This window comes from Aeromonas sp. 603757, assembly GCF_049171255.1.
In the GTDB taxonomy this organism is placed as follows: Bacteria; Pseudomonadota; Gammaproteobacteria; order Enterobacterales; family Aeromonadaceae; genus Aeromonas; species Aeromonas veronii_A.
Genome location: NZ_JAAKOE010000007.1, coordinates 60,926 through 73,852 on the forward strand (window position 1 = coordinate 60,926; position 12,927 = coordinate 73,852).

Here is a 12,927-nt window from a genome sequence, read left to right on the forward strand (position 1 = left end):
TCCCGGTTGGGGGACGGCTTTTGGCTGGGATGCCATTGGCTGGCTTAACGCTTGCGCAGCAGCCGCAAGGCGTTGGCGGTCACCAGCGCGGTGGCGCCGGTATCGGCCAGCACCGCAATCCACAGTCCGGTGATGCCGAGCAGGCTGGTGACCAGGAAGATGGCTTTAAGCCCCAGCGCCAGCGCAATATTCTGGTGAATATTGGCCAGTGCCGCCCGCGACAGCCGGATCATCGCGGCAATACCGCCGAGCTGGTTGTGGGTCAGCGCCGCATCGGCGGTCTCCAGCGCCACATCGGTGCCGCCCCCCATGGCGATGCCGATACTGGCCCGCTTCATGGCGGGGGCATCGTTGATGCCATCGCCGATCATGGCAACCTTCCGGGTGCTGGCCAGCTTGGCGATCTCTTCTACCTTGTTCTCCGGCAGCAGACCGGCGCGCCAGCCCATGCCCAGCTCGGTGGCGATCGCCTCGGCGGCACGGGGGTTATCGCCGGTCAACATAATGCTGTTGAGCCCGAGCCGGTTGAGCTCTTGCAGCGCAGCCGCCGCCTCCGGCCGGATCTGATCCCGCAGCGCCAGCAGGGCGACCGGCAGCGCCTGGTCGCCGCTGCTCTGGCATAGCACGACCACCGTCTTGCCCTGTTGCTCCAGCGAAGCAATCCGGGTTTGCTGTTCCATATTCAGGGCCGCCACCCGGCTCGGTGCCAGCAGTTGCCACAGTTCACCGTTGATGCGTCCCTCAACCCCCATGCCCGGCAGTGCGCGCAGGTCGCGGGCCTCCGCCAGCGTCAGCCCCTGTTCGGTCGCGTTGGCGACCACGGCGCGGGCCAGCGGGTGGTGGGAGCCCTGCTCGATGGCAGCCGCCAGTGCCAGCAACTCGGTCTCCGGTTGGCCATTGAGGCTGACCAGCTCGGTCAGTTGCGGCTTGCCCAGGGTCAGGGTGCCGGTCTTGTCAAACGCCACGGTATCGATATGGGCCAATCGCTCCAGCGCGGCCCCCCCTTTGATCAGCGCCCCCTGACGGGTGGCGGCGGCCAGTGCCGAGGTAACCGCTGCCGGGGTGGAGATGACCAGCGCGCAGGGGCAACCAATGAGCAGCAGTGCTAGGCCACGATAGATCCACTCGTCCCAGCTCTGGCCGAAGGCAAGGGGCGGCACCAGCACCACCAGCAGGGCGACCAGCATCATGGCCGGGGTATACCAGCGGCTGAAGCGGCCGATAAAGCGCTCGATGGGCGCGCGCTGGCTTTCGGCCTCCTCGATGAGGTGCAGAATGCGGTCGATGGCGTTGTTGCCGGGTTCGGACACCACCTCAAGGCGCAGCACTCGATCGGCAGCCAGACTGCCGGCCGGCACCTTGTCCCCCTGGCGACGTTCCACCGGAATGGATTCGCCAGTCAGGGCGCTCTCGTCAAACGCACCGAGCTCATCGAGCAGGCGGGCGTCGGCAGGCAAGCGGGCACCCGGAGCGATTTCGATAATGTCGCCGGGACGCAGCTCATCGGCGCCGACCTCTTCCCGCACCTCGCCCTCGGCAGTGGCACAGATCCGCAGCGCCTTCTCAGGCACCAGCGCCATCAGCGCGGTCACTCCGGCCCGGGCGCGTCCGGCGGCGTAGGCCTCCAGATGTTCACCCAGCATAAAGAGCAGCAGCACCATGGCCGCTTCGGCGGTTTCGCCGAGGAACAGGGCGCCCACGGCGGCGACCGTCATCAGGGTCTCGATGGCGAAGGGGGAGCCGCTCTTGGTCAGCGCCCACGCCTTGCGGGAGATGGGCCACAGACCCCAGAGGGTCGCCAGGGTAAAGAGTGGCTGACCGAGCTCTTTCGGCAGCAGGGCGGCAACCAGCATCAGACCCGCCAGTGACAGGGGTTGCCAATATTTGCCCAACAAGTTACCGAATAGATTTCCTTGCAGGGGCTGTTGTGAAGCTTGCTTACGGCCAGCTGCCTGCTTGTCAGCACTTTCCCCCTTGAGCTGGAAACCTGCGGCCAGCACGGCGGCGGTGACGGGATCGGGGGAGAGGCCGGGGGCCAGATCCACCACCAGCTTCTCGGTGGCAAACAGCACGCGCGCCTGCTGCACGCCGCTCACCCGGCTGACGGCTGTCTCGATCTTGCGGGCGCAGCTGGGGCAATCCATCCCCAACACCTGCCAGCTGTGGCGGCTGTTGCCTTGCGCAGGCGCAACCAACGGGTCTGCAGGTGGCATATCGTGCTCGTGATCATGTTCATGATCGTGAGCCGGCGATAAGGGGGCGCTGCAGCACGCTTGATCGTGACAGCTTTCTCGGGGAGGCTCTTCATCCCCGGGGGATTCATTGCCGTCACGGGATGCGTGCTCATGAGGCGTCGGGGTTGAACCGCAACTGACGGGCGTGGTGTTGTCGCAGCAGTGGCTATCGTGGTGATGTTCACTCTGGCCGGGGGCCGCCTTGCTGACGGCCTTGATGGGGGCAGCGTGCTGATGATTGCAGCAGGATTTGCTCATGATGAGTCCCTCTTGATGGATCCCGCCCCTGCGAGATCCCTGATTACCGAGAAGGAGTCTAAACCTTGGTGTTAAGTCCAAGGTCAACCCCTTTATATCCCTTGTCTTCGCGGGTGTTTGTCTGGTCCCGCCGCCCCTATACTGATCACCCGGATTTTTACTACACCAATAAAGGACATAACACATGAGCAACTCAGTCACTCTGCAAGGCAACCCGGTTTCCGTCGCTGGTCACTTCCCGGTCGCCGGTGAGCAAGCCAAGCCCTTCTCCCTGGTGGCCAAGGATCTCTCCGACGTGACCCTGGCAAGCTTTGCCGGTCAGCGCAAAATCCTGAACATCTTCCCGAGCGTCGATACCCCGACCTGCGCGACCTCTGTGCGCAAGTTCAACAAGCAGGCCAGCGCGCTGGATAACACAGTTGTACTGTGCATTTCCGCCGATCTGCCGTTCGCCCAGTCCCGCTTCTGCGGCGCCGAAGGTCTGGACAAGGTTGTGACCCTCTCCACCCTGCGCGGTGCGGCCTTCATGGAAGATTACGGCGTTGCCTTCTCTTCCGGTCCGCTGGTCGGTCTGACCGCTCGCGCCATCGTGGTGCTGGATGGTGACAACAAGGTGCTGCACAGCGAGCTGGTCGCCGAAGTGGCCGACGAGCCGAACTACGCTGCGGCGCTGGCCGTGCTGTAAGGCAGCAAGCCATAAAAAATCCCGCTTCGGCGGGATTTTTTATGCGGGAATTGTCCGTTCAGGGCGTAGCTGGCGGGGTGGTCGCCGGTTCAGCCTTGGCGGTTGGGGAGGGTTGCCACTCCACATAGGGGCGGTGGATCTTCTCGTAGATCTCGGCCAGTTTGCCGGTGGCGGCCAGCTTATCGATGGCTTGCCGGAGAAATTCGTCCATCTCATCACCTGCTGCCCCTTTCTGGATGATGAAGACATCCTCGAAATCTCCGAAAAATTCTCGCCTGATATTGGTCAGCCCCAGCTGCTTGAGCATCAGGTCAGCCTCCTCTTGCGCCCAGACAAAGGCGTCGATACGGCCGCGTGAGAGCTTGCGCAGTGACTGCTCGATACTCATCGATCGCTGCACCGGGAAGGGCATATAGTCGGGAACCGCCTCGATTAGCAGGTCCCGTTTGGTGGGCACTATGCCGTAGGCCATATCTGTGGTGACCGGATAGGCGGTATTGCTGTAAATCACATGGGCAACTTTGCCAAAACTGCGGGTGCTGAAGCGATAAGCCAGCATATCGATATCCTTTAGGTTGCGGATGGCGGGCAGCCCCAGATCAGCCTTGCCGGAGATCACCCCAGCCATGGCACGGGCGATGGGGTAGATGGTGATCTTGATGGTCACATCGGGGTAGAGATCATCGATGGCGTGCACCAGGTCGACAAAGGGGCCTGTCTTGTCGGCATTGATCAGCCCCGGAAGCTCGCCAAGGTGGGCATTGAGGATGCGCGCCGGTTTAGGCGGCTCGGGGGCAGCGTCGTTCTTCGGAGTCTGCGACAGGCCGAGGGTGGCGCTGCCGAGCAGGGTGACCACGAGCAGCAGAAGGGGGATGTGTCTGGTCATGGCGGGTCTCTCTTGGTGATGGGTCAGCTAAAGTGTAGTCAGCCGGTCGCCAGCGTCCCTCGGCCAGGCCATCATGGATAGGGTTTTACTTCTCGGCCCCCGCTCACTAGACTTCGCCTCCCACTTCTTTGTTGACGTAGCGCCATGACCTTTAGCGAACTTGCCCTTCATCCCGCTCTGCTTGCCTCTTTGCCCGTCACCTTGCAGACGCCGACCCGCATCCAGCAGCTGGCCATTCCGGCGGCGCTGGCGGGGCAGGATCTGCTGGCACTGGCCCAGACCGGCAGCGGCAAGACCCTGGCGTTTGGCTTGCCGCTGCTGCAACGGCTGGATCCTGCCTCCAGTCAGGTGCAGGGTCTGGTGCTGGTGCCAACCCGCGAGCTGGCGACTCAGGTCACTGCCGCGCTTGAAGAGGGCGCCGAGGCGCTGGGGCTGCGCATCGTGACGTTGTGTGGGGGCGTTGTGCAGGAGCGGCAACAGGCCGAGCTGGCGCTGGGGCCACAGCTGCTGGTGGCGACGCCGGGGCGGCTGCGGGATCTGCTGACCCAACAGGTGCTGGGGCTGGATGGTTTGCAACTCTTGGCGCTGGATGAGGCGGATCGCCTGCTGGAGATGGGCTTTGCTCCCGACATCAAGGCGCTGCTCGGCTTTATTCCGGCGGATCGCCAAACCCTGCTCTTCTCCGCCACCTTGCCTGCCGAGCTGGAGGCGCTGGCCAACGGCCTGCTGTGCGAGCCCACCCGTATCGAGGCCAATCCCCTCAACAGCGTGGTGAACGAGATCGAAGAGCGACTCTATCTGGTCAACAAGAGCAGCAAGGTGCCAGCGCTCATAAGCCTGCTCAAGGAGCAGGAATGGCCGCAGGTGCTGGTCTTTATCAGTGCGCGGGATGATGCCGACGGGGTGGCCAGAAAGCTGGCCAAGGCGGGCATTGCGGTGGCCGCCCTTCATGGCGAGAAGGAGCAGGCGGTTCGCGAGCAGGCGCTCGGCGATTTCAAAGAGGGCAAAATTCGGGTGCTGGTGGCCACCGACCTGATGGCGCGCGGCATCCATGTGGAGGCGCTGCCGGTGGTGATCAATCTGGATCTGCCCGCCAGCGCCCCTGTCTATGTACACCGCATTGGTCGTACCGCCCGGGCTGGCCGCGAGGGGCTGGCCATCTCGCTGGTTTGTCATGGCGAGAGTGACATGCTGCAAGCCATTCGCACCCTGACCGGCCGCGAGCTGTCGTTGGGCGATCTGGCGGGATTCCCGGTCACTGACCAGCCTGCCAGTGGGGGGGGCAAGCGCCCCCCTCGTGACAAGCAGGCCAATCGCCGTACTCAGGCCAAACGCAGCGTCAAGCAGTTCAAGGGCAAGCGCTGACCTCAGGGTTTGCCTTGCTCCCGCGCGAAGAAGTCACGACGCCACTGGCTCAACACCTCCTCCTTGTGTTGTTGCCACAGCGCAGGATCCATCTGCTGTTGGCTGGTCGCCAGTTGCTGCTCCAGCTCGGCCAGCTCTCGCTGGTAGCGGCTGCGTTGAGCCAGCTGTTGCTGGCGCGCCCCGGCAAACGCCAGCGTGGCTTCGGCCTGCTCTGCGGGCAGGAAGTGATGGGCCAGGGTGGCCAGCTCCTCATCTCCCCAAAGCTGACGAGCTTGCTGCAGGCGGGCATCCGGGTTGAACAGATCCACCGCCAAATCCGGATGATCCGCCGCCCACCGATCCTGCAAGCGGCTGAGGGCGTCCAGCCGCTCGGCCAGCGGTAACTGCTCGCTCTCCTGTGCCAACTGATCCAGCGCCAGGGCATAGCGCCCCTGTAACCGGATCAGACTCTCCCCCTCGCTCAGCCACCCGGCCTCTGTTGCTTCCAGATTGCTCACGCGCTGCGCCAGCGGCAACTCGCTGTCGCTGATCTCGCTGGCAAGCTGGTTGATCAGTTCATCCGGCATCGCCTGCCAGCTGCTGGGCACTTCTTTGCTTTTGCCATCCATCCCCTCAGCGTTTGGTATGCGGGGAGGCGGGCTCCCCGGTTCTGCTGGCAACTGCACATCGGCCGGAGAGGGCGTCTCCGACCGTTCTGGTGATATCGGGGACGGCTCTTCCTGCCAGCCCAGATTCACCAGCAAAAGGGTCAGGATAGCCAGCGCCAGTATCCCGTAACGGCGAGTCATCGGCTGATCTCTCCCTTGACCGGGAAGTGGTCTGAGAGGTTACTGGCGGGCCAGAGGCTGCCATCGCTGCTTCGCGGGATCCAGACCGTGTTGAGGTTGTGGCTGGCGCTGCCGTATTCCCGGCTTACTACCAGATAGTCCAGATACTCGACGTTGGCGCCACCGGAGAGCGGGCCACCGGCATAGGGGTTGATCCTGGGATCGAAGGTGGCTTCGGTATAGCCGCCATAGGCGGGTTCATGGGCGTTCAGATTGGCCAGCATGTTGGCGTAGTCATCGGCAAACTTGCGTTTGTTGACGTTGAAGTCACCGCCGTAGATGACGGTGTCGCTGGCGGGGATCTTGAGGCTGGCTGCCAGAGAGCGGATCTGACCGAACTGGATCTGCCGCAGCTTGCGCGCTTCGTCGGTGTCAAAGCTGGCGGTGTGGGTGGCGAACAGGTGCCACGCCTTGCCCCCCTTGATCACCTCGGCGTACATCACTCCCTTGTCGGCGAAGCAGTCGGTACCGGTGCATTGGGGATAGACCAGCTGGGCCTCCCGCACTATGGGATAGCGGCTAACGATCACCACGCCGCCGTCATGAATGTTGACCCCGGGCTTGTCGAGTACCTTGGTCTGGTAGGGGTACTCTTTCGCCAGCGCCTGCAAAAAGCCCTCGCGGCGGCCATCGAATACCTCTTGCAGCAGCAGGGCGTCATAACCCTTGAGATAATCAGGCAGCAAGGTCAATCGCTCGCCGATGCTGGAGGCGATCACCGGCAGCGCCCAGACGTTGTAGCTGGCCACCTTGAGCCTGTGTTCTGCCGGTTCCGGTTGCTCCCGTTTTGGGGGGGGCGTGATCATATAGTGCAGATCGTCGTAGCGGCCGGTGAATTTGGCGGCAAAGGCCAGCTCCTGTGGCCCGGCAACGCGGTGGATCGCCCGATCGTTTTGCCAGCCGGATGCGCTGGTCGGCGTTTCGCCACCGTGCTGCAAGGTGGTGTTCCACCAGGTTCCCTCCATCAGCTGGTTGAGCCGATAGACGTCGCCACCCGTTGTGGTCACGCGGGTTTCGAACAGATAGCTCTTGCCCGCCTTGACCCCCTCATAGCGATTGAAGCTGAGTACCATGGCGCTCTCCCACGGGCCCAGCTCGGTGCGGTGCTGGCTCCACTGACTGCCGGGTTGCAACTGGCCGCTGCCGCTTTGGCGGATGTCGATCTGAAGCGGTTCAGGACTGTTGTTGGTGAGATAGACATCGGTATCGGCCAGTGCAAGTTGCGGGAACTGGCTGACCAGCAGCAGGGCGGCATAACTGAGGGTTTTCTGCATCACAGGATCCTTTTGGTTGCAGGGCAATGGAAAGTGACTGTTATGGCGAATGCAGAGGTCAGCTTGTTTACATTTTGGTTACAAGTAAATGAATTGGTTTTGTTTGGAGCTTTGTGGAGGTGTAAAGCGAGCGAGGCAGCACGCTTAAAGAGAGAGGGAAGAGCGAGGGAAGGCGCCCGTGTCAGGCGCCTTCAGGAGTTAGCGGTGGGCCAGCGGGTAGGTGAAGAGCGCCAGATGAGCGAAGTTGAAGGCGAAGTGGATCAGGATGGCCACGGAGAGCCGCCCACTGAGCTGGAATGCCAAGCCATAGCAGCAGCCTGCCAGGGTCGCAAACAGCGCCAGCAGCGGGCCACCGGGCAGGTGGATGGCTCCGAACAGTAGCGCAGCCACGACGATGCCAATCCAGGGGCGGTAACGTTCGGTCAGCCCCTGCTGGATCGTGCCGCGAAACAGCGCCTCTTCCGCCACGCAGGTGAACAGCAGGTTGTTGAGTGCAAACAGCCACCACCAGTGGGGCAGACCCACTTCCGGTTTCAGTGCCCCCAACTGCCAGGCGATGACCAGCAGGGCACCCAGCGGCAGCAGCAACAGGGCCAGCGGGCGCCAGCGGATGGCACCCCCCTTACCCAGCAGCATCGGGCAGGCCAGCAGCAAGCCAAAGAGCAGCAGCGGCTTGTCGAGGTTCAGATACATGTTGAACGGCACGCTGGCGGGGCCTGCCAGCGCCTGATCCAGCACCTTGAGATTGCTGAAGCCGGGGATGAGGTGCAGGGTCAGCGCAATCGCCCAGAGGATCAGCACCACTCTGGCCGCCATCGCCCAGCGGGCGGGGAGGGTTGGCGTACGCCACGCAAGCAGTAATCCTGCGACCGAGACCAGCAGGGCGGGTAGCGTCATTCGCTCAAGCCACAGTGCCAGCAGCAGGGAGAGTCCCAGCAGAGCAAAGGCGGGAAGACGCTGGCGGAAGAGGGCAAGCAGCACGGCCAGCGCCAGCGCGCCCCAGATAAATGAGTCGGGGAGGGGTAACATTGGATCTCCTTGATCGAGGCAGGCGGCAACCTTAACAAGTGGGCGTCAGCAGGACAACCGCGCAGGAGGTGGTCGGATCCCTTCTCTATACTCATCAACAGGGTAAAGGGAGAGCAGCTGATGAAGCACTGTCTGTGGTTGTTGTGTTGTTGGTGTGTCTGGCTGCAGGCGGCACCCTTGCTGCTGGTGACCGGTGAGTTCACCCCCTATACCGGCAAGGCCCTGCCTGAAGGCGGCGAGAGCACCCGGCTGGTGACGACCCTGCTGCAAGAGGCCGGGTATCGGGAGATCCAGGTCGACTACCTGCCCTGGCCCCGCGGCTATCAGTTGACCCGTAATGGGTTGGTCGCGGCCACCTTCCCCTACGCCTGGACTGCCGAGCGGGCCAAGCTCTTCCACTACAGCGCTCCCATTCATATAGATCGCCTCTCCTGGTTTACCTATCGGGGGAGCGAGGCTATTCAGGCTGGCCGCTGGCAAGGGTTGCGTGTCTGTATTCCGCTGGGGTGGAGTACCAGCCATGCCGACGGGGTGATCAAGCGTTTCGGGCTGGATCTGCAGCGCCCCAAGACCCTGGCACAGTGTCTGCAATTGCTGGATCGCAAACGGATCGATCTGCTGCCGATGAACGAGACGGTGACCCGGGATGCCAGCCGTCAGCTGTTTGGCGACCCCTGCCATCTGCAGGCATTGCCCCACTTTCGTCAGAGCGACACCTTTTACCTGATCATTTCACGGCAGTACCCGGAGGCCGCGAACCTGCTTGAGCGCTTCAATCATGCGCTGGCTGCCGCCCGTGCCGATGGTCGCTATGACCAACTGGTCTCCCGAGCCGGAAAGGGGATCGATTGCCGTTGAGAGTACCTAGGCGGAAAACAAAAAGCCGGAGCAGTGGCTCCGGCTTTCTTTATGCCTTCAGGGGCGATTAGCGGCCTGATTCTGCGATCACGCGGGCGATGATATCGGCGCGCTTGCCGGCTTCCAGTTCGCCCAGGGCGATCAGGCCAGCCTTGAAGATGACGTTCTTCGGCAGGCTGACGTCGTCCAGCGTGGCGATCGCTTCAACGTGCATGCCGTTCAGACGGCTGGCATCGCGCGGGCTCAGGTTGACCTGAGTGTTCATCACCTGCTTGCCTTTCTTCTTGGCAGGTGCAGCCGCTTTCTTGGTGGATTCCTGTTCTTCGTCTTCCGGCAGTTCGTCATCAAAATCGTAAATAGACATAGTCAATCCTGTTGAGTTAGGCAAAAGGGCACGTTTGCCCGACATAGTAATCCGACATTGGGTCAATCAGCCCATATCCTCGTTACGGATAAAGGCGCGCCAGGAGCCGAGCACCTGGGCAAAATCTTCCAGCCCGCACATGGCCAGCTGTTCATCATCGTAGTAGGCGAGATCGTCAAGATCCTCACCCAGCTCGATATTGAGGGCGTTGGCTTTCACCTCCGCCTCTTCATGGGTCAGCAGCAGGGAGTAGTCACCGCCGTTGAGCCGGTATTCGACTCGGGTGCGGTTGGAGAGCTGATCAATGATGGAGAAGAGCTCGTCGAGCTTCTCTTCATCCTTGCCAACCTCGTCGATCAGCCACTGACCGATGGCTTCATGGCCCATGGAGAACCGGGCGCGATAGCCACCAAACGGGTCGCGGCGAAATTCATAATCCATAGCACAGTCCAGATCGGAGGGATGGGCCATCACGGGCAGGCGGGTGCAAGCACGCAATTCCTGCTCCATGGCGGGGCACACATCGGGTAAAGTGGCCTATTCTAGCGATCCCCCTCTCGCTTGTCTTGATGATGTGGCATCTTTGCGCCCATGTGCTCTGAATCGACCCATGGTGGCGCCGCCAGTTCAGCCCCTTGTCCGGAGATGTTATGCAGCTAAACGATAACCTTGCCCGCCAGATCGTCGCACGGGCGATGAAGATCCTCTCCTTTTCGGTCAACGTGATGGACGAACACGGCCTCATCATTGCGTCCGGCAATCCGGAGCGGATCCATCAGCGTCACGAAGGGGCCGTGCTGGCATTGACAGAAAACCGGGTGGTGGAGATCAGCGAAGCGACAGCCTTGCAGCTCAAAGGGGTGCGACCCGGCATCAATTTGCCCATCTCCTATCAGGGGGAGCTGATCGGGGTGATCGGCATCTCCGGCGATCCGGAGGAAGTGCGCGCTTACGCCGAACTGGTGCGGATGACCGCCGAGCTGATCCTGGAGCAGGCGGCGCTTACCGAGCAGTTGCAGTGGGACAAGCGCCACAAGGAGGAGTTGGTGTTGCAGCTCATTCGTGGTGAGGGGCGAGTCGATCAATTGCAGCAGGCGGCCCGTTTTCTCGGGCTGGACTTGGCCCAGCCCAGGGTGGTGGCCGTGCTTGCGCTGGAGGAGGCCGATCCGGCGCGTCTGCGAGAGCTGGTTCATCAGCTGGAAAATCCGGAGCGGGACAATCTGGTCGCCATCAACGGGCTCGACGAGATAGTGGTGCTCAAACCGGCACAATTGAGTGATGGCGTCTGGCAATCGGCGCAGGAGCGCAGCCGGATCAAGCAGTTGCTGGCGCGTATTCCTCACTTCAAGGTGCATATCGCGGTGGGCGATTACTTCGCCGGGATCGACGGGCTGGCGCGCTCTTACCAGACGGCGCGAGATACCCTGCGCCGTGGCATGCGGCAGGCGCCGCGCAAACAGGTCTACTTCTTTGAGGACTACCGTTTGCCAGTGCTGCTGGGCAGTCTGGCGGACTCCTGGCAGGCGGATCAGCTGCGCACACCGCTGCAGAAACTAGCCCGGGAAGATGGCAAGGGGGCGCTGCAGAAGACCCTGCGCCACTATTTCTTGCAGGATTGTGATCTGCATCGCTGTGCCGAAGCACTGTTCATTCACCCCAATACCTTGCGCTACCGGCTGGGGCGAATAGAGCAGATAACCGGGTTGAATTTCAACAAGTTAGACGACAAATTTTTGCTCTATCTCGGCCTTAATCTCGACTTGTGATTGTAATTTTAGACAGAAAACCACTTTTACATGACGTGATTTTTGGCTATTCAGCCAAAGCATTCTGATTGCAGATCTCCATAATGGCGGCCATTCACTCCCATTGAAGGTGTCCGTCATGATCCCGGTTACAGCCCTTGGCGCCATCGCGGCGCTCTCCATCGCCATCATCCTCATTTTGAAGAAGGTGCCGCCCGCTTACGGCATGATCGTGGGGGCTTTGGCCGGTGGCCTGATTGGCGGTGCCGATCTGACCCAGACCGTCGCCCTGATGATCGGCGGTGCCCAGGGGATCACCACTGCTGTGATGCGGATCCTGGCTGCCGGTGTGCTGGCAGGCGTACTGATCGAATCGGGTGCCGCCACCACTATCGCCGAGACCATCGTCAAGAAACTCGGTGAAACCCGCGCCCTGCTGGCGCTGGCGCTGGCAACCCTGATCCTGACTGCGGTCGGCGTGTTCGTGGATGTGGCCGTTATCACGGTCGCCCCCATCGCGCTGGCCATTGCCCGCCGTGCCGACCTCTCCAAGGCGGCCATCCTGCTGGCGATGATCGGCGGCGGCAAGGCGGGTAACGTCATGTCCCCCAACCCCAACGCCATTGCCGCGGCTGATGCCTTCCATTTACCCCTGACCTCTGTGATGGCGGCGGGCATCATTCCGGGCCTGTTCGGTCTGGTGATGGCCTACTGGCTGGCCAAGCGGCTGAACAACAAGGGCAGCAAGGTTGCTGCTGATGAAGTGGTGAGCTTTGCCGGTGCCAAGTTGCCGGGCTTTGCCGCCGCCATCAGCGCACCTCTGGTCGCCATCCTGCTGCTGGCTCTGCGGCCGGTCGCCGGTATTGTGGTGGATCCGCTGATTGCACTGCCCCTCGGTGGTCTGGTCGGTGCCCTGATGATGGGTAAATTCAGCAAGGTGAACCAGTTTGCTGTCTCCGGCCTCGCCCGCATGGCGCCGGTCGCCATCATGCTGCTGGGTACCGGTACCCTGGCAGGCATCATCGCCAACTCCGGCCTGAAAGATGTGCTGATCAGCGGCCTGACCGCCTCCGGTCTGCCCTCCTACCTGCTGGCGCCCATCTCCGGTGCCCTGATGTCGCTGGCAACCGCCTCGACCACCGCCGGTACCGTGGTGGCCTCCAACGTATTCAGCTCCACCCTGATTGAACTGGGGATCAGCAGTCTGGCCGGGGCGGCGATGATCCATGCCGGTGCCACCGTGTTTGACCACATGCCCCACGGCTCTTTTTTCCATGCCACCGGTGGCAGCGTCCACATGGGGGTAGGTGAGCGCCTGAAACTTATCCCTTACGAAACTGCAGTCGGTCTGACCATTGCCACTGTCTCCACCCTGATGTTTGGCGTGTTTGGCCTCGCCTAA

General features: G+C 62.1%; 12 protein-coding genes. 5 read left to right on the forward strand and 7 right to left on the reverse strand.

The window, feature by feature from the left end; all coding sequences use genetic code 11:
• Window positions 1–44: 44 nt before the first annotated feature.
• Window positions 45–2,492, reverse strand: a complete 2,448-nt coding sequence (locus G5332_RS08735) for a zinc/cadmium/mercury/lead-transporting ATPase (protein ID WP_421259345.1) — start codon at window positions 2,490–2,492, stop codon at window positions 45–47.
• 184 nt (window positions 2,493–2,676) lie between these two features.
• Between G5332_RS08735 and tpx the strand changes: the two genes are divergently transcribed.
• Window positions 2,677–3,177, forward strand: coding sequence for a thiol peroxidase (tpx, locus tag G5332_RS08740; protein ID WP_421249523.1), 501 nt, complete (start codon window positions 2,677–2,679; stop codon window positions 3,175–3,177).
• A 58-nt stretch (window positions 3,178–3,235) separates the two neighbouring features.
• Here the strand turns inward: tpx and G5332_RS08745 are convergent, their stop codons facing one another.
• Complete coding sequence (locus tag G5332_RS08745; RefSeq protein ID WP_421249524.1) at window positions 3,236–4,063, reverse strand: ABC transporter substrate-binding protein; 828 nt, start codon at window positions 4,061–4,063, stop codon at window positions 3,236–3,238.
• Between the two features lie 144 nt (window positions 4,064–4,207).
• Here G5332_RS08745 and G5332_RS08750 point away from each other — a divergent pair, with 144 nt between their 5' ends.
• A complete protein-coding gene (locus G5332_RS08750) occupies window positions 4,208–5,428 on the forward strand; it encodes a DEAD/DEAH box helicase (RefSeq protein WP_421249525.1) in 1,221 nt (406 codons plus the stop codon).
• A 2-nt stretch (window positions 5,429–5,430) separates the two neighbouring features.
• On the opposite strand, the gene G5332_RS08755 is transcribed toward G5332_RS08750, so the two are convergent.
• The 3 genes from G5332_RS08755 to G5332_RS08765 form a co-directional block, all read right to left on the reverse strand.
• Window positions 5,431–6,216 (reverse strand): hypothetical protein, encoded by a 786-nt coding sequence (locus G5332_RS08755; RefSeq protein ID WP_421249526.1) that lies wholly within the window; start codon window positions 6,214–6,216, stop codon window positions 5,431–5,433.
• Window positions 6,213–7,529: a sphingomyelin phosphodiesterase gene (locus tag G5332_RS08760; RefSeq protein WP_421249527.1), complete on the reverse strand. Its 1,317-nt coding sequence runs from the start codon at window positions 7,527–7,529 to the stop codon at window positions 6,213–6,215. The genes G5332_RS08755 and G5332_RS08760 overlap by 4 nt, the downstream gene beginning before the upstream one ends.
• Window positions 7,530–7,727: 198 nt before the next feature.
• Window positions 7,728–8,558 (reverse strand): CPBP family intramembrane glutamic endopeptidase, encoded by an 831-nt coding sequence (locus tag G5332_RS08765; RefSeq protein ID WP_421249528.1) that lies wholly within the window; start codon window positions 8,556–8,558, stop codon window positions 7,728–7,730.
• Window positions 8,559–8,678: 120 nt separating this feature from the next.
• Between G5332_RS08765 and G5332_RS08770 the strand changes: the two genes are divergently transcribed.
• Complete coding sequence (locus G5332_RS08770; protein WP_201974995.1) at window positions 8,679–9,416, forward strand: substrate-binding periplasmic protein; 738 nt, start codon at window positions 8,679–8,681, stop codon at window positions 9,414–9,416.
• Window positions 9,417–9,483: 67 nt separating this feature from the next.
• Here G5332_RS08770 and G5332_RS08775 read toward each other — a convergent pair whose 3' ends face one another.
• Window positions 9,484–9,780, reverse strand: a complete 297-nt coding sequence (locus G5332_RS08775) for a hypothetical protein (protein ID WP_005348860.1) — start codon at window positions 9,778–9,780, stop codon at window positions 9,484–9,486.
• Between the two features lie 66 nt (window positions 9,781–9,846).
• A complete protein-coding gene (locus G5332_RS08780) occupies window positions 9,847–10,221 on the reverse strand; it encodes a YacL family protein (protein WP_031227767.1) in 375 nt (124 codons plus the stop codon).
• Window positions 10,222–10,430: 209 nt separating this feature from the next.
• On the opposite strand from G5332_RS08780, the gene G5332_RS08785 reads away from it, so the two are divergent.
• On the forward strand, window positions 10,431–11,546 hold the full coding sequence (locus tag G5332_RS08785; RefSeq protein WP_127006978.1) for a sugar diacid recognition domain-containing protein: 1,116 nt from the start codon (window positions 10,431–10,433) through the stop codon (window positions 11,544–11,546).
• A gap of 118 nt (window positions 11,547–11,664) precedes the next feature.
• Window positions 11,665–12,927, forward strand: coding sequence for a GntP family permease (locus G5332_RS08790; RefSeq protein ID WP_005340326.1), 1,263 nt, complete (start codon window positions 11,665–11,667; stop codon window positions 12,925–12,927).